The 21,814-nt window shown below is 57.6% G+C and carries 24 protein-coding genes; 15 read left to right on the top strand and 9 right to left on the bottom strand.

What is annotated here, in order from left to right:
• Positions 1–236 precede the first annotated feature (236 nt).
• From DNI29_RS00550 to DNI29_RS00560, 4 genes are all read left to right on the top strand, one after another.
• On the top strand, positions 237–467 hold the full coding sequence (locus DNI29_RS00550) for a KGG domain-containing protein (protein WP_110976124.1): 231 nt from the start codon (positions 237–239) through the stop codon (positions 465–467).
• A 233-nt stretch (positions 468–700) separates the two neighbouring features.
• The gene (locus tag DNI29_RS24010; protein WP_123823015.1) at positions 701–904 is read left to right on the top strand and encodes a hypothetical protein; all 204 of its coding nucleotides are present in this window, start codon (positions 701–703) and stop codon (positions 902–904) included.
• Positions 905–1,162: 258 nt separating this feature from the next.
• Complete coding sequence (locus tag DNI29_RS00555; RefSeq protein ID WP_110976125.1) at positions 1,163–1,675, top strand: hypothetical protein; 513 nt, start codon at positions 1,163–1,165, stop codon at positions 1,673–1,675.
• A gap of 112 nt (positions 1,676–1,787) precedes the next feature.
• Positions 1,788–2,591 (top strand): tetratricopeptide repeat protein, encoded by an 804-nt coding sequence (locus DNI29_RS00560; RefSeq protein WP_110976126.1) that lies wholly within the window; start codon positions 1,788–1,790, stop codon positions 2,589–2,591.
• Positions 2,592–2,669: 78 nt separating this feature from the next.
• Here the strand turns inward: DNI29_RS00560 and DNI29_RS00565 are convergent, their stop codons facing one another.
• The 3 genes from DNI29_RS00565 to DNI29_RS00575 all read right to left on the bottom strand — a co-directional run bounded on the left by DNI29_RS00565 (position 2,670) and on the right by DNI29_RS00575 (position 4,261).
• A complete protein-coding gene (locus DNI29_RS00565) occupies positions 2,670–3,371 on the bottom strand; it encodes a metallophosphoesterase family protein (RefSeq protein WP_123823016.1) in 702 nt (233 codons plus the stop codon).
• 90 nt (positions 3,372–3,461) lie between these two features.
• On the bottom strand, positions 3,462–3,677 hold the full coding sequence (locus tag DNI29_RS00570) for a hypothetical protein (RefSeq protein ID WP_110976128.1): 216 nt from the start codon (positions 3,675–3,677) through the stop codon (positions 3,462–3,464).
• Between the two features lie 77 nt (positions 3,678–3,754).
• On the bottom strand, positions 3,755–4,261 hold the full coding sequence (locus tag DNI29_RS00575) for a hypothetical protein (RefSeq protein WP_110976129.1): 507 nt from the start codon (positions 4,259–4,261) through the stop codon (positions 3,755–3,757).
• Between the two features lie 394 nt (positions 4,262–4,655).
• On the opposite strand from DNI29_RS00575, the gene DNI29_RS00580 reads away from it, so the two are divergent.
• Entirely contained in the window at positions 4,656–5,813 is a 1,158-nt protein-coding gene (locus tag DNI29_RS00580; protein WP_110976130.1) for a zinc-dependent alcohol dehydrogenase, read from the top strand.
• Between the two features lie 12 nt (positions 5,814–5,825).
• Positions 5,826–6,338, top strand: a complete 513-nt coding sequence (locus DNI29_RS00585) for a hypothetical protein (protein ID WP_110976131.1) — start codon at positions 5,826–5,828, stop codon at positions 6,336–6,338.
• Between the two features lie 240 nt (positions 6,339–6,578).
• On the opposite strand, the gene DNI29_RS00590 is transcribed toward DNI29_RS00585, so the two are convergent.
• A complete protein-coding gene (locus DNI29_RS00590; protein WP_317048741.1) occupies positions 6,579–7,850 on the bottom strand; it encodes a multidrug effflux MFS transporter in 1,272 nt (423 codons plus the stop codon).
• A gap of 246 nt (positions 7,851–8,096) precedes the next feature.
• On the opposite strand from DNI29_RS00590, the gene DNI29_RS00595 reads away from it, so the two are divergent.
• The 8 genes from DNI29_RS00595 to DNI29_RS00630 all read left to right on the top strand — a co-directional run bounded on the left by DNI29_RS00595 (position 8,097) and on the right by DNI29_RS00630 (position 14,430).
• Positions 8,097–8,357, top strand: a complete 261-nt coding sequence (locus tag DNI29_RS00595; RefSeq protein ID WP_110976132.1) for a 4a-hydroxytetrahydrobiopterin dehydratase — start codon at positions 8,097–8,099, stop codon at positions 8,355–8,357.
• A gap of 217 nt (positions 8,358–8,574) precedes the next feature.
• Positions 8,575–9,312, top strand: coding sequence for a 16S rRNA (cytidine(1402)-2'-O)-methyltransferase (gene rsmI, locus DNI29_RS00600; RefSeq protein ID WP_110976133.1), 738 nt, complete (start codon positions 8,575–8,577; stop codon positions 9,310–9,312).
• Positions 9,312–11,006, top strand: a complete 1,695-nt coding sequence (gene lnt, locus DNI29_RS00605) for an apolipoprotein N-acyltransferase (RefSeq protein WP_238387966.1) — start codon at positions 9,312–9,314, stop codon at positions 11,004–11,006. The genes rsmI and lnt overlap by 1 nt, the downstream gene beginning before the upstream one ends.
• A gap of 1 nt (position 11,007) precedes the next feature.
• Positions 11,008–11,352, top strand: coding sequence for a hypothetical protein (locus DNI29_RS00610; RefSeq protein WP_110976134.1), 345 nt, complete (start codon positions 11,008–11,010; stop codon positions 11,350–11,352).
• 57 nt (positions 11,353–11,409) lie between these two features.
• Entirely contained in the window at positions 11,410–12,204 is a 795-nt protein-coding gene (locus tag DNI29_RS00615; RefSeq protein WP_110976135.1) for an inositol monophosphatase family protein, read from the top strand.
• A 168-nt stretch (positions 12,205–12,372) separates the two neighbouring features.
• On the top strand, positions 12,373–12,573 hold the full coding sequence (locus DNI29_RS24700) for a hypothetical protein (protein ID WP_202910350.1): 201 nt from the start codon (positions 12,373–12,375) through the stop codon (positions 12,571–12,573).
• 130 nt (positions 12,574–12,703) lie between these two features.
• Complete coding sequence (locus DNI29_RS00625; protein ID WP_110976136.1) at positions 12,704–13,042, top strand: hypothetical protein; 339 nt, start codon at positions 12,704–12,706, stop codon at positions 13,040–13,042.
• Between the two features lie 92 nt (positions 13,043–13,134).
• Complete coding sequence (locus DNI29_RS00630) at positions 13,135–14,430, top strand: erythromycin esterase family protein (RefSeq protein ID WP_110976137.1); 1,296 nt, start codon at positions 13,135–13,137, stop codon at positions 14,428–14,430.
• A gap of 120 nt (positions 14,431–14,550) precedes the next feature.
• Here DNI29_RS00630 and DNI29_RS00635 read toward each other — a convergent pair whose 3' ends face one another.
• The 3 genes from DNI29_RS00635 to DNI29_RS00645 form a co-directional block, all read right to left on the bottom strand.
• Complete coding sequence (locus DNI29_RS00635) at positions 14,551–15,525, bottom strand: hypothetical protein (protein ID WP_110976138.1); 975 nt, start codon at positions 15,523–15,525, stop codon at positions 14,551–14,553.
• A gap of 132 nt (positions 15,526–15,657) precedes the next feature.
• Positions 15,658–16,290 (bottom strand): helix-turn-helix domain-containing protein, encoded by a 633-nt coding sequence (locus DNI29_RS00640; protein ID WP_110976139.1) that lies wholly within the window; start codon positions 16,288–16,290, stop codon positions 15,658–15,660.
• A gap of 232 nt (positions 16,291–16,522) precedes the next feature.
• Positions 16,523–17,545: an SPASM domain-containing protein gene (locus tag DNI29_RS00645; protein ID WP_110976140.1), complete on the bottom strand. Its 1,023-nt coding sequence runs from the start codon at positions 17,543–17,545 to the stop codon at positions 16,523–16,525.
• A gap of 328 nt (positions 17,546–17,873) precedes the next feature.
• On the opposite strand from DNI29_RS00645, the gene DNI29_RS00650 reads away from it, so the two are divergent.
• Positions 17,874–18,236: a hypothetical protein gene (locus DNI29_RS00650; RefSeq protein WP_110976141.1), complete on the top strand. Its 363-nt coding sequence runs from the start codon at positions 17,874–17,876 to the stop codon at positions 18,234–18,236.
• 92 nt (positions 18,237–18,328) lie between these two features.
• On the opposite strand, the gene DNI29_RS00655 is transcribed toward DNI29_RS00650, so the two are convergent.
• Together DNI29_RS00655 and radA are read right to left on the bottom strand one after the other, a co-directional pair.
• Positions 18,329–19,783 (bottom strand): TlpA family protein disulfide reductase, encoded by a 1,455-nt coding sequence (locus DNI29_RS00655; RefSeq protein WP_110976142.1) that lies wholly within the window; start codon positions 19,781–19,783, stop codon positions 18,329–18,331.
• Positions 19,784–20,072: 289 nt separating this feature from the next.
• Complete coding sequence (gene radA, locus DNI29_RS00660; RefSeq protein ID WP_110976143.1) at positions 20,073–21,464, bottom strand: DNA repair protein RadA; 1,392 nt, start codon at positions 21,462–21,464, stop codon at positions 20,073–20,075.
• Positions 21,465–21,814 lie beyond the last annotated feature (350 nt).

The raw sequence follows: 21,814 nt of genomic DNA on the forward strand, positions 1-21,814 counted from the left end.
GGGCTTCTAGAGGGTTTGCGCCGGCTTGACGGGGTAGGGAATTCTGGTGCGCTAGTAAGCCGCACAGTGCATCACTATTTATACTTATTGATGAGATTAATACGGAAGAGTTGCCGGGTAGAATTCAGTATTTGCTCGTTGAAAACCCTTATTTGTAGGATGAAGCTACATCCATCGGGGTTGTTGAGCGTAAGCGGGCTAAACAGATTTTCACTACTCATTTTTACTTCATCACCATGGCTACTACTCGCTCAACAAAATCGTCGGAAGCACCCGTTGTAAAACGTCCTCGTGGTTTTGCCGCTATGGACCCTGCTACCCAGCGCCGCATCGCCAGCGAAGGCGGAAAGGCCTCGCACGAGAGCGGGCGTGGCCACCGGTTTACCTCAGAAGAAGCACGCGCTGCTGGCCGTAAGGGGGGCCAAGCCAGCCGTGGCCGTTCAGGGCAGGTAGGGGCTAACAGCTAGCCTTTCTTCTTCTGCGCCAGCAAAAGAGCTTCTCTTTTGCCCGCTACAGAACTCTCTCACGCAGTGGGGGAGTTCTGTTTCGTTTCAGGCTAGTTCCTACTCTTAGCCAAAGCAGGAGTACGGGTTTTTAGCGCTAAAAAATGAGGGATTCTCTCCTGCTCAAATCAGTATTCTGTGTGTTTCTAGGTGGCGGCAAGAGGTAGAAATTTGTGTTGAATTCAACCCTGCTCGTCATGGCATACAATTCAAAATACGGCCCTAGTGCGCAAACACCTCAGCAGCGGGCCTATATTCTGCGGCAGTTGCAGGCCGCAAACCCCAGCTTATACACCCGCATTAGTGCCAGGGTGCGTGCCCTGTATGACCGCTACGTGGCCGGCGAGCTGACGTGGGGAGAAGTTTGCCTATTGCGAGATACCACGACTGGTTGCCGGTAGCCCATCATCGGGCTTCCGGTTGTGGTGGAGGGTAGGCGGTAGTTTTGATACGCGACCCGGCAAGAATAGCAAGAAGGTATAAAGGCGCAGGCCTGGCCCGTTTCTGCGAGCAGGTCAGTAGGTTAGGTTCTGGTAACAACTTGGCCCAGCTCAATGAAGCGAGCTGCGGGGCGGCGGATGCGGGGTAGAAATTAGGCTGCCCGTGCGTTTTTGCCGTATTGATTGCGCCATGTGGCCACTTCCTTGTTACTTGCTGCCATGAACTCGCCCCAACAGCTCGCCGAAGTCCTGACCAGTCTGCGCATCGGTAATCAGTCGTACCTGATTGCCTTCTATGAGCAGAACCGCGACCTGTTTGCCCGTTGGGCCCGGCGGCAGCACCAGTTAGTGCCTGCCGTAGCGCATGAGTTGCTGCGCACCGTGCTGGTCGATTTCTACGACCAGGTAGCTGACGGGCGCTTGACCAAGCTACCGCCCGATGTGCGCGCCTACGTGTACGGACTTGCCGATGAGCAGCTGCGCTCCGCCTCCACTACCGAAATATTGCCCAAGGACGAAGCCGGCCGCCGCCAGCAACTGCTGCGGCTATTCCGGCAACTCGGCCTCGATTGTCAAAAAATGCTGATGTACTTCTACTTTCGGGGATATAATTTCGAGAAAGTAGCCGGCAAAATGGGTTTTGCCAACGCCAATGTGGCTCGTATGCAGAAGGCTACCTGCCTGCGCAAGCTCTATGAGCTCCGAATGCGCAGTGAGGCAGGCACGCGGTAAGCAACCGGCCGCCGGCTTCTGCGTAGCTTAGCCCCTAATTACCTGTTCAGTTTTCTAGCTCGCGCACCGGCTTTACGGCCGTGCATTTTCTCCCCGGTTATTCTCTGCTGCCATGACGCCGCCCGCTTTCGACCTGCGACCTTACCTGGAAGAGCTGGAACGCTTCGCCGATGGCCAGATGACTACCGCCGAGCAAACGGCCTTTGAAGTTCGCCTTGAGCAGGATGCTGCCCTTTACCAGGCCTACCAGGCTTACGAGCAACTCACCGCCGACCTGCGCTGGGTAGCCGGCCACGAAACCCTGCACCAGCGCCTGCTGGCCCTCGACCGTCGCCTCGATCAGCGCCAGGAGGCCCTTACCCGTATTCGGCGGCGTCAGCGCAAAACTCAGCAGCAGTGGGGCGTGGTAGCTATTGTAGTGGCTGCCGCGTTGTTAGCATTGTGGCTGATTATGCGCCCCACAGCTCCTACCCTGGAAGCTGCCTGGGCCCGCTACTACGTGCCTGAGGTTGGCCTGCCCGATGATGTCGTGAACGAAAGTCGCCGTCCCTTGCTGGCCGAAGCCATGCGCCAGTACCGCGACGGGCACTACGTGCAGGCCCTGCACAACCTGCGCCGGGTACCCTCCAGCAACCTGGGCCAAGATACTTCGCTGTACTACAGCGGTATTATGCTGCTAAGCCAGGAGGAGCCCGAGCAAATTCGGGCGGCGCAGCCTTTTTTGCGGCGGGTTGCCATGCAGTCGGCTTCGCCCTTGGCTGGGCGGGCACGCTACCATTTGGGTATGGCCTACTGGCGCAACCAGCAGATAACAGCCGCCCGCAATACCCTGCGCGCCGTTGCCAACGACCCTCGCAACCCTTACCAGGATGAGGCCCGCCAATTATTGCGCGCCAACGTGCTGCCACAGGAATAAAACGTAAAATGAGCGGAACAGCTGCTAGGGTCACTTAAACAGCTACTCCGCTCATTCACTTGCTTACTTATTCACGGCCTACCGCCTCATGCCAATGGGGTAATCGGGTTCGATGTTGGGTTGGAGGTAGAGCTTATTGGTATCTAGGTCCAAAGCAGCCAAGTGGCGCAGTTCCGGGTTGTGGCGGTACACGCAGCCGGTATCTAACCCGATAGCGCCTTTCTGTGCTTTTACCTGGGCTTCTACCTCGGTAGTAGGAGTAGGGACGTGGCCGTGCACTACCCGGCGGCCGCCCGTACGGGAAGCGTCAAATACAAACTCTTTGATATTGAGCATAGTGTGCCACTGCTGCCGCATCTGCTCGGGTGGCTGACGGAAATCGTAACCGGCGTGTACCAGCATGAAGCCCGGAATGTCAAACTGGTAGGGCAAATCATTAATCCAGTGGAGGTAGCGCTCCGGAATATCCTCGGGACGCTCAATCCCGAAACTGCCTAGCGTAAGTTTGTAGTCATCCACGGAGCCCCAGGTCAGGGTTACTTCGCCTTGAGCAGCGTTTAGTAAATCCTGGTCGTGGTTGCCGCGCAGGCATACTACCTGGTAACCACTCTGGGGTAGTTGCATAAGGTAGTCCAGAGTGCCTCGGCTGTCGGGACCTTTGTTCACGTAGTCGCCCAGTACGTACAATTCATCCTGAGGCTTGAGCTTCAGCTTTTCTTCAACTAAATGCCTGAAGGAAAGCAGGCAGCCGTGTAAATCGGTGGTAACGTAGCGGGCCATGGGCAGCAAGCGTCAGAGTGGAAAGAAGGGGTAGGCAAAGAAAAAGCACCTGCCCAGGGCAGGTGCTTTCCTTGCAGGGCAGGGCCCGGCTTATGCATACGGCGGTTTGCCGATATCCTGCTTTTCGAGGTTGCGGTTGGGGTGGCGCTGGGGCGCATCCTGCGCTTCCTGCTCCAGGCGGTCTTCCGTCTGGTCGTCCCGGTCGTTTACCGGCAAGTTGCCGGCGCCTTTGGGCTGCTCCGTTTGGGTAGGGCTCCCGTGGTTTTCCTTGGACTGCTGGTTGGTGTTATTGCTTTTGTACGGCATGGCGTTCAGAAATCAAGCTTGTTTTCAGAGAGATAGGGTAGTCAGAGCGAAAGCCGGGCGGGGCCCGGGCCTATGAGTTACTGCACAATGGCAGAATCGGAGGCGTTGGGGTCGGTGAGGTCGGCGTTGGTGCCTTGGCGGGCCAGCTCGTCGTTGTTTGGCTGGCGCTGTTCCATTTGGCCCATGCCCACGCGCGAGTTGGGGTTACGCATTTCGTCGCGGCCGGGGCGGTCATCGTCGGCGTCTAGCTCATCCACGGGGCGGCGCGGCTGCAGGTCTGGGTCCCGGTCATCGGGCATATCCTGGTTTGGGAGGTCCTGGCGGCCTTCTTCGTTGCTAAGGAAGGTTTCCTGCCCGATGCGCTGGTTGTCGTCGGCATTTTCATTCACCGAAACGGCCGTAATACCGCCGCTGCTGTCGGTGCCGTAGCCCTGGGGCCCGCCCATTCGGTCGCCGAAGCCGCCACGGGCCTCTTCGTTCTTGGGTGGGTCGGCACCGGGGATGATGTGTCCTGCGGCTAGTTCTTCGTCGGTAGTATCGTCGTTGATGACGCGAATCGGTCGGTTCTTAGGGTCAATTGCCATGGGAATTAGTGGTATCAGGTTGGCAGAGAGTACAGGGTATTGTACTGCGGTTTGCAGGTTTGGGTTTACCCAGCAAGTCCGTGCAAGTGCGGAAAGCAACAACTGCGGAACAGCCGCTAGCTGCCTACCCCTACTGACATCGATAACTGTACTTGAGTTGGGTGAAATATAGTTTTGGCATGTCAGGCAATTGGTTGCTACGTATTTGTGCCGAGGGATTTAGCGTATAAATACGGGTTTCGGGGGCTCCTAGCGGGCTACCGCAACCTTGCCCCTAGCGGGCAGTACAACAGGGGGCCACTACTCCGGCTATGCGGTCAGGCGCTCTGCCCACCAGCCAGAACCGCCGTAGTGTCTGCAACCGTCCCACCCAGAACCTTAACGCAGGATTCTTATGCTAGCAATGGAATATCGGGGCCCGAAAAGGGTCCGTGCCACCCAGAAACCCATGCCGGAAATCAAGCATCCTCAGGATGCCATTGTCCGGGTTACCCGCTCGTGTATCTGCGGCTCCGACCTTCACTTGTACAATGGCAACGTTCCGGATACCCGCGTTGGCATGACCTTCGGGCACGAGTTCTGCGGAATTGTGGAGGAAGTGGGACCTGAGGTAACCAAAGTTAAGGTAGGCGACCATGTGCTGGTGCCCTTCAACGTGGCCTGTGGCGAATGCCACTTCTGTAAGCAGGGCATGTTCGGCAATTGCCACGAATCGAATACCCAGGCTAGCGCTGTGGGTGGTATTTTCGGCTACTCGCACACGGCCGGTGGCTACAACGGCGGTCAGGCAGAGTACGCCCGCGTGCCCTACGCCAACGTGGGTCCCACGGTCATCCCCGAAGGCATGGACCCCGACGATGCCGTGCTGCTTACCGACGTAGTGCCCACGGGCTACCAGGCCGCCGAAATGGCTGGTATTCAGAAGGGTGACACAGTAGTGGTGTTTGGCGCTGGCCCCGTAGGCATTATGGCTGCCCGCTGCTGCTGGCTGTTCGGCGCCGGCCGCGTTATCATCATCGATAAAGAAGACTACCGCCTGGAGTTTGCCCGCAACTACGCCAACTGCGAAGCTTACAACTTCGAGAAGGACATGGACGACCCGGTGGTGTTCATCAAGAAGCAAACCGACTTCATGGGGGCCGACTGCGTGATTGACGCCGTAGGGGCTGAAGCCGCCGGCAATGCCATGCAAACCATTACGGGCCGCAAGCTGCTGCTGCAAGCTGGCTCGGCTACGGCCATGCACTGGGCCATTAACTCAGTGAAGAAGGGTGGGGTAGTATCGGTAGTGGGCGTGTATGGCCCCACCGACAACCTGATTCCGATGGGCAATGTGCTGAACAAAGGCTTGACCATCAGAGGCAATCAGGCTTCGGTGAAGCGCCTGCTACCGCGCCTGATTGAGCACGTGCAAAATGGCGTGATTAACCCGAAGGCGCTGATTACGCACCGGATTCCGCTGGAAGAAGTAGCCGATGGCTACCGCCTGTTCTCGGCCAAGCTCGACAACTGCATCAAGCCGCTGCTGGTTTTCCCTTCCGCCAACATCTAACCTCGCCTGACCATGGAAAATACTCTGAGAGACCCGCAGAAGCTACCCGGTTGGGGAATTGATGCGAACCCTGACAATGACCCAACTTATCCCATGCGGGAGCCTCGCCTGAACGTGTCGCAGGATCCTGATAGCAAGCACCGCCCGGCTTCTCTGCAGCCCGTGGACGTGGAAGTGCTGAAGTCCATTGAGCGGCCCAATGTATCAGCCGTGTTTGGTGAGTCGTCGCCGCCCGTGGGGCTGAGCGGCATGATCCGGCGCTTTGCCTTCAAGTACAGCGAGTCGCACTACGGCCACTGGCTGCCCCTGCTACTTGCCGACCGCGTGAATGTGGTAGAAGGTATTATTGAAGACCTAGGCCAGGGCAAAGTACCCAACATCTTCGCTGAGAAAGGCTACGCTGCCGAGTGGAAGCACAACCGCACGGCCTTCGTCGCAAAAATGGCAACCATTGCGGCTGTTACCATCGGTAGCATCCTCATCCTGACCCGCGACAACGAGAAAAAGCACAAGTACCGGTACTAGGTGCCGGTAGGCTTCTGCGTTGAAAAATGTAGAAGCGCAGTAAATGAAAAAGCCCCACCATTGCTTTGCGCAACGGTGGGGCTTTTTGTTGTTAGAGTATACCAGACTTTATGAAAACCGTCCTGTCGAGCTTGTCGAGACATCTCGCGTGCTGACGTTGGATTAGTGCTGCAACGATTCGGGCGAGATGTTTCGACTCCGCTCTACATGACGGCCTGTTGAGGTAACCTTTAATACCTACTAGTGCACCAGCACGCCAGCATCCTCAGATGCCGCTACCGGCTGCCCAATGATCTGACGGCCGATTACCTGAATCAGCAGAGCCAGCAGGGCGGTGGAGGCCATAATGGCCACCATGGGTACGGCCGTGCGGGTATTGAACATGCTGACCCCGAAGGAAGCCAGTGCGCCCACACCCATTTGGGTGGCACCCATGAGGGCTGCGGCGCTACCCGCGTTTTTCGAAAAAGGGGCAATGGACAATGCCGACGCGTTGGGGTTGGCGTAACCCAGGCAGCACAGGAACAGAAACAGCATCACTACGGTGCCTACCACCCCGAACCAGCCCAACCAGGTACCGAGCAGAAATACCAGCCCAATAACCGATTGGCAGGCCATGGCTACCAGCACAATTTGCTCGCTGCGGTAGTAGCGCAGCACCCAGCTATTCACCTGGCTGGAGCCAATAAAGCCTACTGAGAGTAGGGCGAAAATCCAGCCGTAGGTTTTCTCACTGACCCCGAAGATGTCCATGAATACCAGCGGCGAGCCCGACACGTAGGCTAGTAGCCCCCCGAACGTCATGGCGCCGGTGAGGGCGTAGGTGAAGAACTGCGGCTCCCGCAGCACCGACCAGAAGGTGGTGAGGATGGGTTTGGGGTGCAGTGAGTAGGTAGGGTCGGGCTGGTAGCTTTCGGGCAGCCAGAAGATGCTGGCTAGCAGCATGAGGCCTCCCATCAGAAACAGCACCAGAAACACCGACTGCCAGCCGTAAGCCGATATCATGTAGCTGCCAATGGTAGGTGCCAGCATGGGCGAAACGCTAATAACCAGCGTGAGCAAGGAGAATACTTTGGGCGCATCCTGCACCGGAAACAGGTCGCGCACCATCGCCACGGCCGCCACCGTAGCCGCACAGCTCCCGATGGCCTGCAGGAAGCGCAGGGCCACAAGGGCATCAATAGAATGGCAGAGGTAGCAGCCCACGGAGGCCACCACGTAGAGCAGCAAGCCCACGTACAGCGGCTTCTTGCGCCCGAAGCGGTCCAGCAACGGCCCATAGAGCAACTGCCCGGCCGACACGCCCACAAAAAAGCTCGATAAGGACAGGGCTACTTTGGCAGGCGTGGTGTGCAGGTCCTGGGCAATGGCCGGAAAGCCCGGCAAGTACATGTCAATGGAAAAAGGCCCCAGTGCCGACAGCGTGCCTAGGATTAGAATCAGAAAAAAGTAGCGTTGCTTGCTCATGCAGGGGTAGGAAATGCCATCCGACCATGGGGTGGTCGGCGTCATCACAGAAAGAAAAACTGGGATTTTGAAGTAGTTGGGCTTTTAAACCACGAACGGCCCGAGAAGATTAGCTCGACAGGAAAATGTTTTTGCAGGCTGCTTCGTCGGGCACCACCGAAAGCACAAAGGTAGAGCCGGGGTAGCTGTTGACTGCTTGGTACTCGTTGGGCGGTAGTTAAGGGGCGGCCTGTGTCAGTTTCCGACGAGTGAAGCCTACCTTGCGCTACCCCCTTCCAACCCCGCAACCCTATGTGGACTGAACAAGACAACGCCCTGACCCGCACCTTCCGCTTCAAAGATTTCAAGATGGCCTTCAGCTTCATGAGCGACGTAGCTGAGGAAGCTGAATACCAAGAGCACCATCCGTGGTGGAGCAACGAGTACAACGTGGTCAGCTTCCGGCTGCGCACCCACGACGCCGGCAACACGGTAACCGAGAAAGACCGGAGCCTAGCCGCCGCCATCGACCAACTGGCCGCCGAGTACGGTGGCGTGGCGCAGGAGGGGTAGGGACAGGTAGCCGTTGCTGAAAAGCCTACCCCCTCTTGTCATCCTGAGCAGCGCGAAGGACCTCTCCCGCTTCGTTGGGGTAGCAAATTAGTTACCCTCGGTAGAGGTCCTTCGCTTCCCTCAGGATGACAATACCATGACAAACTGTACGATCAATGTGAAGCAGTATGATGCTTTCGAAAATCCAGCCGGCTAAAGCCAGCTACCTTTGCTTTCTATGACCACTGCTACCCCCGCCCCTACGCTTTTGTATCTGGTACCCACGCCCATCGGTAACCTGGAGGATATTACCCTGCGGGCCATTCGGGTGCTGGGCGAGGTAGATACGGTGCTGGCCGAAGACACCCGCACCAGCGGCCGGCTGCTGCAGCACCTGAATATCAAGAAGCCCATGCTCAGCTACCACCTCCATAATGAGCACCAGCAAGTGCAGCGCTTGCTGGAGCGCCTGGAGAAGGGCGAGACAATGGCCCTGGTATCAGACGCCGGCACGCCCGGAATTTCCGACCCTGGCTTTTTGTTGGTGCGGGAGTGCCTGGCCCGGGGGCTGAAGGTGGAGTGCCTGCCCGGCGCCACCGCCTTCGTGCCGGCCCTGCTGAAATCGGGGTTTGGGGCGGAGCGGTTTACCTTCGAGGGCTTCCTGCCGGTGAAGAAAGGCCGCCAAACCCGCCTCAAGGAGCTAGCCGCGGAAACCCGCACCATAATTTTCTACGAGTCGCCGCACCGGATTGTGAAGACCCTGGAGCAGCTCGCAGAAGTGCTGGGCCCCGAGCGCATGGCCTCCGTGAGCCGGGAGCTGACTAAGCTGTTCGAGGAAACCGTGACGGCCCCCCTTGCGGAGCTGGCGGCCAACTTCGCGGCCCGCTCGGCCATCAAGGGCGAAATTGTGCTGGTGGTGCAGGGCCACAAGGAAGAGCGCACCAAGGAAGACCGTTATACTGACGACGAACAATAGTGCTGACACAAACTACTTCTGCTGCTGCCGCCGCGCCGGTGGCCGCTTCTGATAAGCTCGCGGCTTGGCAACCGGCTTTGCTGGCCGTGCTGAGCGCGGTGCTCTTGTGGCTAGGCTGGCCGGTGCACCCGGCTGTACTGGCCTTGCTACTGCTGGTAGGCTGGGTTCCCTACCTCCTGATGGAGCAACAACTTACCACGCATGGCGCCAGCGGCTGGAAGGTGTGGCGCTACAGCTACCTGCTGCTCGTGCTCTGGAACTTGTTCACTACCTACTGGGTGAGCTACAGCACCTTGGGCGGCGGCATTACGGCCGTGGTCTGCAATGCGCTGCTGATGAGCCTGCCCCTCACGGCGTTCTACCACACCAAGAAGCGCTTCGGACCAAAGCTGGGCTACCTGTCCCTCCCTATCTACTGGATTGCCTTCGAGCAAGTGCACCTGCACTGGTTCCTGACCTGGCCCTGGCTGACCCTCGGCAATGGCTTCGCGCAGGCCAACCAGTGGGTGCAATGGTACGAGTACACCGGCTTCCTGGGCGGCTCCGTCTGGATATGGCTGGTGAACCTGCTGGTATTCTTCTCCATCACGAAGTATCGGTCGTCCAAGGTGCCGGGTGCCCAGCCATTGTCAAGGGTACAGGTGCAACGCTTGCTGGTGCTGCCGCTATTGGCCGTGCTGCTACCTATTGGGCTGTCGAAAATCATCGGGAGCCGGTACCAGGAGAAAGGCCCTACGGCCGAGGTGCTGGTGATTCAGCCCAACGTGGACCCGTTCAATGAGAAGTTCGAGGGCGGCGCCAATTTCATTTCCCATGACTTGCAGCTGCAGCGCATGCTCACTCTCACCGAGCAGAACCTGACCCCTCAGACCAAGCTCGTCCTCTGGCCCGAAACCTCCCTCGACGAAACCTACTTCGAGTCGAACATCGACACCTACCCCAAAATCCAGCGCCTACGCCAGTGGTTGGGCCAGCACCCGGGGGTAGAGCTGATTACGGGCCTGACGACGGTGGAGCAGTACGGTTCCGATAAAAGCAATGCTAGCCCTACCGCCCGCTTCCGCGAAGACCTGGGCTACTACGATATCTTCAACGCTGCTCTGCACCTGGGTAGCGCCACCGGCCGCGCCGAGTTCTATCATAAGTCGAGGCTGGTACCGGGGGTAGAGGGCGTACCGCCGTGGCTGTCGGCCTTCGTAATTGACCTGGGCGGCACGGCCGGCGGCCTGGGCTCCCAGCCCGAGCGCACGGTGTACCGCACCGCTACCCCCGGCCTGAGCGTGGCCCCGGTTATCTGCTACGAATCGGTGTATGGCGACTTCGTGGGCGACTACGTGAAGAACGGCGCTTCCCTCATCGGCATCATCACCAACGACGGCTGGTGGTCCGACTCGCCGGGCCACAACCAGCACCTGCAGTACGCTACCCTGCGCGCCATTGAAACCCGCCGCGACATTGCCCGCTCCGCCAACACTGGTATTTCGGCCTTCATCAACCAGAAAGGCGAAATCACCCAGCGCACCGGCTGGTGGGTGCAGGCGGCCAGCCGCGCTACCGTGCACCTGAATACGGAGCAAACCTTTTACGTCCGCTACGGTGAGCTAATCGGCCCTGCCTGCCAGGTGCTGGCCGTGCTCCTGCTCTTGCTGACTATAGTGCGGGCCTTGCAGAGCCGCCGGGTAGCCGCTGCTTAAGATGAGAAAGGTCGCCCTTCTGCAGCAGCCAGTAGCCGAAGTAGTGCGGTTGATGATTTACGAAGAGGAACAGGGCGTTTACCTGTTCGGCTACAATACAGTAGCTGATGCTGGCTGCGCGTGGGACCATTGGTTTCAAACCGTGGCGGATGCGGAAGAAGCTGCCCTGGAAGAATACGGAGTGCCGGTAACTGATTGGCAGCCTATTGTTGATCCATTACCGGGCTGTCAGCATGACTGGATTGCGCCGGTTCGCGTACAAGGCCGTTCCGAAGGCAATCCGCAGTGGAGTTGCCTCGAAAAATTAGTTGATGGACAGTGGCTGCCGTTCAGGCGGCTGTCTTAATGTAACTGTCCATCTTTGCAGCACGACCTTCCCTACCAACAGGGACGATTTGACCTTATGGATTACAACCAACTCAGCTTTCAGCTCGCGGCCGTAACGCGCCACGCGGGCCAGTTTATTCGCCAGGAGGCGGCCACCTTCGACCGGAGCCACATCGAAACCAAGGGCGTGCACGACCTGGTATCGTACGTGGATAAGGAAACCGAGAAGCTGCTGGTAGCCGGGCTGCGCGAGCTGTTGCCCGAGGCCGGCTTCATCACGGAAGAAGGAACCGAGGGCGCCAACCGCGCTGAAGAATACAACTGGATTATCGACCCCTTAGATGGCACCACCAACTTTGTGCACGGCCTGCCGGTGTACTGCGTGAGCGTGGGCCTTATCCACCACCAGGAGCTGGTAGCCGGGGTAGTGTACGAGGTAGTTCGCGACGAATGCTTCCGGGCCGCCAAAGGCGCTGGGGCCTTCTGCAACGAGGTGCCCATCCACGTTTCCGACGTGCCTGAGTTGAATAGCTCCCTGATTGCCACCGGCTTCCCTTACACCGATTTCACCCAGCTCACGGAGTACCTGCAGTTGCTGAGTGCCTTCATCCAACGCTCCCACGGCGTGCGCCGGGTAGGCTCCGCTGCTGCTGATCTGGCCTACGTAGCTGCTGGCCGCTTCGAGGGCTTCTTCGAATTCAACCTCAATTCCTACGACGTTGCCGCCGGCATTCTGCTGGTGCGCGAAGCCGGGGGCCGCGTCACCGCCTTCCTGGAAGAGGGCGACCCGCTGTTCGGCCGCCAGGTAGTAGCCAGCAATGGCCTCGTGCACGAGGAAATGCAGGCCACCATTCGGGAAACATGGAAGTAAAGATCCATTTGTCATCCTGAGCAGCGCGAAGGACCTCTACTGCTTTGTTGGATTACTACCTTAACAAAGCGGTAGAGGTCCTTCGCGCTGCTCAGGATGACAAGCGTAAAACAGCACGAATGACCCAACCGCAAACTTTTCCCGGCGCGGCGTAGTTTTGTGACCATCATGTGGATACAGTACCTCATCATCGCCTTGCTCTTTGCCGGAGCTGCCTTCTACGTGGGGCGCATTTTCTGGCGGGCCTTCCTTTCCAAAGATCAGTCGGGCTGCGCCAAGGGGTGCGGCGGTGCCTGCTCCGTGATTGATGTAGACCGGCTGCAGCGCACCATCGAACTGGCCGCGACCCGCGAAGGCACCGGGCGCTAGCTGCGCAATATTCTTGCTACGGGATATAACCTGCCCCCGCACTGGCTACGTATAGCCGGTGCGGGGGCTTTCCGTTGATGGCGTTGCCTACCCCCGGAATCTCTCCCAACCCTCTAAACTGCCCCTCACCATGCAAGACAAAGAAGAAGAACGCTCGCTGATTAACGTAGAAAGAAAGCTCAACGAAGAAGGCTTCAAGGCTGATTTCAGCGTGCAGAATGGCCGCCTGTATGCCATGAGCGACGAGAAGAAAACCTATGGCCCCGAGGATGTAACCATCGTAGACTTCTACCGCTTCGAGGGCGATAGCAACCCCGATGATATGTCTATCCTCTACGCTCTGGAAACCGCCGACGGCGTGCGCGGTACCATTTCTTCGGCCTACGGTACCTACGGCGAATCGGACTCGATTGAGTTCCTGAAGCAGGTAGAAGACCTGGGCAAGAACCTGAGCAAGAAGTTTAAGTAAGCTCATCCGCCCTACCCGTTCCTTTCCCAGAGTGCGCCCCAGCGAGAGTTGCGGCGCACTCTGCCATTTCTGCCCTCCCCAACCTCAACGCTATGAAAACCCCGCTGCCTACCCACCCCCTCCGCTCCAGCCGCGACCTGGACCCGCTCATCGAAGCCATCGGCGACGCCCGTGTGGTACTGCTGGGCGAGGCCTCCCACGGCACCTCCGAGTACTACACCTGGCGCGCGGCTCTTTCCAAGCGGCTCATTCAGGAGAAAGGCTTCAACTTCATTGCTGTGGAAGGCGACTGGCCCGATTGCTTTGAGGTAAACGCCGCCATCAAGCAGGATGAGCCGACCTACGGCACTGCGGCCAAGCTGCTGAGCACCTTCAACCGTTGGCCTACCTGGATGTGGGGCAACTGGGAAATTGCGGCCCTGGTGGAGTGGCTGCACCAGCACAACCGGCAGTTGCCGCGCGAGCAACGGGTAGGCTTCTATGGGCTGGACGTGTACAGCCTCTGGGAGTCGTTGCAGGAGATTATGCACTACGTGGAAAAGCAGGGCGACGGGGCCGTGCAGGCCGCCCACCGGGCTTTCCAGTGCTTTGAGCCCTACGGCGACGACCCCCAGGAGTACGCCCACGCCGTGGCCTACGTCTCGGAAGATTGCGAGGATGAGGTAACCGAGATGCTGCGGGCCCTGCGCAAGCAGGTAGCCAGCCAGCAAACCGACGGCTTGCTTGACCGGGAGCAGAAATTCAATGCCGAGCAAAACGCCCTGGTAGCCGTGAATGCGGAGCGCTACTACCGGGCCATGATACAGGGCGGCTCGGCCTCCTGGAACGTGCGCGACACGCACATGATGGAAACCCTTACTCGCCTTCTGGACCTGCACGGCTCCGATAGCAAGGCCATCATTTGGGAGCACAACACCCACATCGGCGACGCCCGCTACACCGATATGCGCCGTGACGACATGGTGAACGTGGGCCAGCTGGCCCGCGAGGTGTATGGCCGCGAAAACGTGTTTGCCGTGGGCTTCGGCTCCTACCAGGGCTCCGTTATTGCGGGCAAGAAGTGGGGCGCTACCCCCGAGAAGATGACGGTGCCCGAAGGCACCCGCGGCTCCTGGGAAAATCTGTTGCACGAGCAGCTCCAGGGCGAAAATGCTTTGCTGTTCTCCGGGGAGCTGCGCGGCCACGATGCCCTGCGCCAGCCCATCGGCCACCGGGCCATTGGGGTGGTGTACCGGCCCGAGTTCGAGCGGTTCGGCAACTACGTGCCCTCCATTATCCCCGACCGCTACGATGCGTTCCTATTCATCGACCAAACCAAGGCCCTGCATCCGCTGCCTACCCACCAGGACGAGCACACCCCACCTGACCTGTATCCGTGGGGCGAGTAGATTGCGGGCAAAACAGTCATTCCGAGCAGCGCGAGAAATCTGAGTTGACCATTGTGGTCTGACCCAGGTTCCTCGCGCTGCTCGGAATGACAGCTACGATACGGGAGGGTTCACCCCCTATTACATTACCAGCCCGAAGCGGCCGTCTTTGGTATCCAGGATGATAGTGCGCTGTGCGAAGGGCTCGTTGCCGAGCATGCCGCCCATACCCGAAAAGCGCATCAGCAAGCTCTCCTTTAGGCTGGTACCTTCAATGTAGGTCACTGTCCGGAAGGGTACTGCCACGCTGCCAAGCTGCATGGCCGTGGGGGTAGGGGCCGTGTAAGCATGTAGCGTTCGGCCCATGGAGTTGACGGCAGCGTGCTGGACGGTGGCGCTGGGCTGGATCATGGTCTGCCAAGTATCTTGGCTAGTGAGCAGGGAAAAGGCGCTGCTGCCCGAGTCGAAGAGCAGCTGGCGCGGCTCATCTTGCACGGTAGCGTTGAGCATCACCCGGCGGCCAGTGAATTGCAAGGGCACGAAGGCGGCCTGGCGGCTGAGGTTGTCCGGTACGGTAGCCTCCAGGGTAAAGCGCTGCTGGGCATAGTCGAGCACCAGCACCCGGCCTTCCAACACATCCGTCCCTAGCGTCCCGATGATGAAGGGCTGGGTAGTGTCGGCGGGCAGCATCGCTCTGCCATAGTCGAGCACCCGTATGCTGCGGGCAGTTACCTGGCCGGTTCCTAATCCAAACTGAAAGTTGCGCAACGTATCGGTCTGGGCGGGCAGACTCTGGGACAGGCTGGGGTAGCTACCGCGCAGCGCAGCCAACGACTTGCCGTACATCAGGGAAGTAGGCGCCCCGGTATCAAACTGGAAGAAGCAGGTGCGGGGGCAGCCGGGCAGGCGTACGGGCAGCAGCAGGGCGGCGTGCGGCGTAGTAGGCTTCGTCGTCGAGTCGGCCAGCCAGGTAAAGCGGCAGGTAGCAGGTAGACCCGCAACGGCAAGCTGACTGGGGGCTGGCATAAACTTCTGCTTCATGTAGAAGTAGCCGCCGATGCCACTAACAACAAGTAGAGTCAGTACTCCGAGCAGAATTTTGAAGAGCGGTTTCATGGGACGCGAGGCGTGGTGGTTGATGTCACCAAAAGTGGGGCACTCACCCCTCTGCCTCGTGCGTCATTACTGCGTCATTTTGCCGCCATGTTTTATAGTTAGCTGAAAGCCAGATGTTTGTCGGATGGCGCGTTAAAGATGAATAGGATACACGTTCAGACGGCCTTGTCGTAGCTGCCAGGCATTGTACCCAATTACTAGCACGTTGAGAGCATAGGTGAGCACCAGCACCACGAGGTACATACCGGGCATTAGGGCGCGGTGGTTGCCCGCCAGTAGGAGCTGCACCATCACCACCACCAGGAAGGCGAGCGAGCTTCCTACCTGCCACAACACCTGAAAGCCCAGCACTCGCCGCCCTACCTCTGCGGCGTGCGCAATTGTGTGCCGCCGGGTTTTCCACAGCCACCACGGCACCAGAATATTCAGCAGGGGCAGCACCAGAAAACTCAGCGCACTCAGGTTGAGGAGTTGCAGAAAGTCGGGGTCGGAGCGCAAGGAGGGGGTAGGGGCCGGCACGTCTGGAGGGATTACGGGCACCGGCACTGCGGCAGGCTCGGGCGCCGCTACCTCTTCGGCTCGGAAGGAGTCGAGTGGCACATTGAGGGCAGTGGCCAAGGCCTGCAGGGTGTAGCCACGGGGCATGGTTTCGCCCTGCTCTACCCGCTGAATCGTGCGCAAGCTCACCCCCGATTGTTCCGCCAGCACTTCCTGCGAAAGGCCTTTACTTTTTCGAATAGTAGCAATACGAGCAGCCGAGAACATAACAATAGGGTAGAAGAGCAAAAGCTGTCAGCAAGATAGGCTTCTGCATCCAACCTGGGAGTGCGCGTAGCAAGAAAGGACCGTCATTCTGAGCTGGCCGAGACATCTCGCGTGCTGACGTCTGATTACTACCACAGCATCAGCTCGCGAGATGTCTCGACCAGCTCGACATGACGGTCTTGATAGACGCAGGCAGTAATTCCATCTACACTCGTACCCTCATACCCGCCTTTTACCCCCACACCTTGGTGCCTTCGGTGCAGTTGCGGCACATCTCAATCTGGTCGCGTCCTTTGAGCAGGGAGGAGCGGAATCGTTGATACTTGGTGCCGTGCCAGAGCTGGCGGAAGGTCTGGGTTTTCAGGTCGCCAAGGCGGTATTCGGCGTCTTTATCGAAGCAGCAGGGCACTACCAGCCCGTCCCAGGTGATGACGCAGGAGTGCCACATCTTCCAGCAGTGGTTCACCAACTTATTCTTGATGCTCCAGGTACCATCCGTGTTGTTCTCGTAGCGCGAGTAGTAGTCGATGGTCGGGATGAGGGGGGAGCCGTTGTGGTAGTCGTAGATCTGGGCGGTTTTAAACCACACGTCATCTACCCCCAATTCCTTGGCCAAGCGCTTGGCATCTTCAATCTGATGCTCGTTGGGGCGCACTACCAGAAACTGAAACACCACCCGCGGTGTTTGCGACTTCAACTCCCGGCGCCACTTAATCAGGTTGCGCGTGCCCTCTAACACCTTGTCGAGCTTGCCGCCTACTCGGTACTGCTGGTACACATCCTGGGTAGTGCCGTCCAAGGAAATAATCAGGCGGTCCAGCCCGCTCTCCACGGTGCGGCGGGCGTTCTTGTCGTTGAGATAGTGGGCGTTGGTGCTGGTGGCGGTATAAATGCCCTTGTCAGCCGCATATTTTACTAGGTCCAGGAAGTTAGGATGGAGGTAGGGCTCCCCCTGGAAATAGAAAATCAGGTACCAAAGCCGCGAAGCTACCTCGTCGATGGTTTTGCGGAACAGCTCATCGGGGAGCATCCCGGTAGGGCGCGTGAAGGAGCGCAGGCCACTGGGACACTCGGGGCAGCGCAGGTTGCAGCTGGTCGTGGGCTCGAAGCTCAGAGCCACAGGTAACCCCCAGTGCCGGGCCTTACCCGTCAGCTTGCTCAGTACATACCCGCCCACTACCTGCGCCCCATTCCAGAGGCGGCCGGGGGTAGCTTTCGAGAAAAAGTTAAGTCCGTCAGTGAGTAAGGAGGCCATGCAGAAGTAAAAGTACGGCGCTACGGTGGAGCCATAAGCAGAGTCAGAACAACGAACGCCTGAAACTGGCTGCGGATAGAGAAAATAAGTAGGAAGCTAGGGCCTTTACTACGTTGTCGTTTTAGGTCTACCCTTTGACCCAGCAGGATATTCTCTGGCTTCTTTTTGTCGACTACATCATACAGCAACTCGCTGACTACATAGAGTATGCGCCTTTGATTAAGCATCAGCCAGCTGTGGCCGAACAATTGCTTAGGCTAATATAATTAGTTGATAACCTAAAAATATTGGCCTACGTTAAAGGAATATCATCACTTTGCTACTCGCCATGAAAATACCAGTTGAAGCAGGCCAGGAAAAAGGCTTTTTGCCCGACGGACGTCATACGGTTGAAATCACCGATATCCAAGAGGGAACCAGTGAGCATCAAAATGTGCCCTTCTTTGCGGCGCGCATGGAAAATGAGGAAGGCTTTATAACCCAGCGCTTCTACACCTCACCTAATGCCATGCCCATTCTTCTTTCACTCTACACAGCAGTGGGCATCCAGCCCGAGGCCGGCAAGGACTTGGACACCAAGCAGCTGTTAGGCAAGCGGGTGTCGATAGAGGTCGGGGAGCATAGCTACGCCGACCCCGCCACCGGCAACGAACGCTCCATCAAACAGGCTTCAGGCTTCCGTACGGCATAATTACCTACCTCGCCATTATAATTATAGCCAAATAAAAGCGCCGCCCGAAGCTGTTCGGGCGGCGCTTTTACTGAAATCGGAATCAGCCGGAGTTATTTACCGGATGGCAGAGTGCTGCTGTACGTGTTGGCCTTGCCGAATGACTCCTTAATTTCATCTACAGCGGCGCGACTGCTTAAGCGCTTCGGCTTAGTATTGAGGAAGGTGCCATCCTCTGCTAATAGGAAATAGCTAGGCACATCTTGCACGGCGTAAGCACGGGCAATGGCTGAACGCAGGCCGCCGGACGTACGAACGTGAACCCCTGGTAACTTCTTGCTGATAACCAGTTGTTTCCAGGCTCCCTCGTTTTCGTCAAGAGCCACGTTCAGGAACACAATGTTCTTGCCTTCAAACTTCTTGGCCAGTTCCGCCGCGTACGGCAGGTCGCGCAGGGCCAGGCCGCTAGTAGTGCGCCAGAAGTTCAGATACACCAGCTTGCCGGCAAACTGCTTCAGATTCACTGTGTCGCCCTTAGCTGAAACCAGATTGAAATCGGGTGCTGGCGCTCCAATGGCAAAAGCCTTATGGGTATCGAAGTCCTGGCGTAGTAGGGGGTAATACTGGTTTTTAGCATCTACGGAGCGGAAGTCTTCCAGCATAGCGGCCGATTGCTTTACGTGGCCAAAGCGGAACGACTCTTTCATTACCCGGCCCATGATAATGGGCTTTACCGGGCCGTTGAGCTGCTTTTTTGCCAGGTCGTAGCATACCTGGTAGAAATCGGGGTCGGTGCGGAGCTTGCCGCTACTGGTAGCCAGGTAGTGCACGTAGTTGAGCAGAAACTCCTGGTACATCTCGCTCCGGACTGCTGCCGGGTTGTTGATCAGCTCTTTATCATTAAGGAAGTCGTAGTAGGTAGGCGACACCTTTAGGCGGCTTTCCGTAGCTACTACCTGCTCGCGCAGATCCGGGAAGGTGAGCCGGTCGTTGGCGTAGCTGTAGGCGATTTCGGCCTTGATGTATTCCTTGAACGCCTGGCTCATGCCCTCCATGCCGTTGTCCATGAACTTCTGCTCTTCCTTGCGGCGGTAGTCCAGGAAAGAGATAAAGCCGGGCTCGTAGAGCATGATGTTATCGGGAAGAACCTGAAAACCATCGTTCTCCACAAACTTCTCGTCCATCTCCGACATGAACGTGTTGGCTTCCGCGCCCTTGCCTTTGTAGCGTACCGAGCTGGCCAGGTCCGAGCCCTTAAAACGAACGTCGAGTTGGTTGCCCGGCTCCAGAAACAAGTCGGCTACGTCGTCGCCATATACAAGGTCGGCACGGGTAGGGCCATTCACCGTCAGGGCCAAGCGAAACTCTCCCTTATCGTCGAGGCGGGCGTAGGTTATCTGCTCTTTGACGTCGAGCGGATTTTCTCGCACCGATACGGCCACGGTATCGGACGTGCGGCCGCTGACCTTACCGGTCAGAACCACGGTGCCTTGGGCCCGGCTTAGCAGCGGGGCAACCAGTAACCCAGCCCAAAGCAGGGTGGTGGCGAAGGTAGATCTATAGGCCATCGGAGGAGGCTACGTCGGGGTAGGCAATTGAAACCGACCAACACTTAGCCGTCCGGAAATGTTCGGCGTCAGATGTTTCGCGGTAAAAGTCAATTTATGTACCGAAGATACGGCGGAAAGGTTGAGAAAGTCCAATCCACCAAGTGACTTTTTTCGTAACCCAGGCTTCGACGCCAAAGTTTTGTACTAAAAAAGGAGCCCAGCCAGGGTTGATACCTTTTTGTAACTTCCCTGGCTGGGCTTCATTTCGAGGGGGTTAGCAACATTGCTTTCAGGCCTAGAGCTTAATCTATCCAAACAGGCCTGTCAGAACTTCATCCAAGCGGCCAGCGGGGTGCACCCGGATGCCGTACCGGGCCAGATCTAGCCCCTTAGCATTGAACTGCGAAATGTACATTTCGGCGAAGCCCAATTTCTCTGATTCGCTCAAGCGCTGATCTAGGCGGCTTACGGCCCTGATTTCGCCGCTCAAGCCTACCTCCGCAGCCAAGCAAATTTCGTTGCGAATCGGCACGTCATTTAGCGAACTTACTACTGCCGCGCACACGGCTAAGTCCAATGCCGGGTCTTCGAGGCGCAGGCCTCCGGCAATGTTCAGAAACACATCGTGTTGCCCTAAACGCAGGCCGCTGCGCTTTTCCAAAACGGCCAGCAGCATTTGCAGGCGTTTGCTGTCGAAACCTGTGGAGGAGCGTTGGGGGGTGCCGTAGGTAGCAGGCGTTACCAGGGCTTGTACTTCTACCAGCAAAGGGCGGTTGCCCTCAAGGGTGGCCCCAATAGCAATGCCACTAAGCTGCTCTGTGCGCTGACTCAGCAGAATTTCGGAGGGGTTGCTTACTTGCCGCAGGCCCGCGCCCTGCATCTCGTAAATACCTAGCTCCGAGGTAGAGCCAAAGCGGTTTTTAATGGTGCGCAGAATGCGGTAGGTCAGGTGCCGGTCGCCCTCAAACTGCAGCACGGTATCTACCATGTGCTCCAGGATTTTAGGACCAGCAATAGAGCCGTCTTTGGTGATGTGGCCAATGAGCAGCACCGGCACGCCGGTATCTTTGGCGTACTTGAGCAACTCCGTGGTGCACTCGCGCACTTGGCTGACGGAGCCTGGCCCGGCCTCCACGATGGTGCTGTGCAGAGTCTGGATAGAATCGACTACTACTACATTGGGCTGCAGCTGGTCAATCTGGCGGAAGATGTTCTGGGTATTGGTTTCAGTGAGGATGTAAAGGCCTTGGTGCTGCTGTCCCAGGCGCTCGGCCCGCATCTTGATTTGCTGCTCGCTTTCCTCACCCGAAACGTAAAGGATGCGCAGGTTGCGCAACTGCATGGCAATCTGGAGCATCAGGGTGCTTTTGCCAATGCCCGGTTCGCCCCCAATAAGCACCAGGGAACCTGGCACCAGTCCGCCGCCCAGCACGCGGTTCAGCTCTGCGTCGTGGGTATTCAGGCGCGACTCTTCCTCATAGATAATGTCGCCCAGGGGTTTAGGCTTGGCCGCTTTGTTGGTGGCGGAGCCCACCGAGGTTGACGCTTTCCAGGCATTGGCCGCCGGGTTGTTGTCAGCCTTCTCAATTACTTCTTCAACGTAAGTATTCCACTCGCCGCAACTAGGGCAGCGGCCAATCCATTTAGCCGATTGGGCGCCGCAGTTCTGGCAGAAAAACAGGGTTTTAACTTTGGCCATGCCGGATATGTGAGGACCAGGGTAAAACTAAATAATGCAGCGTGAAGCCAAAAAGTTTGGCAAGAAACACCTTTTTGGCTGGCTTTGGAACCTGTTTTCTGTTCCAAGAGGATGCTCCTAAGCCAGTTATTGAGCAACAAGCATAAGATGATTAGTCTCAAATGTGGAAATAAATATCATGTTTGTATTATATTGGGATAATAGCATAGAGCAGTATGTCATATGAAGAATATATAACTAGGCTCCTACTCAGGTAAAAAGGTGCTTATAAGCATTTACCCCTTCATATATAGCCAAAGGCTTTCATTAACTGCTTACAAAAGTTATAGGGATATGAAAAATGATGGTAG

This window comes from Hymenobacter sediminis (genome assembly GCF_003231285.1).
Classification (GTDB): Bacteria; Bacteroidota; Bacteroidia; order Cytophagales; family Hymenobacteraceae; genus Hymenobacter; species Hymenobacter sediminis.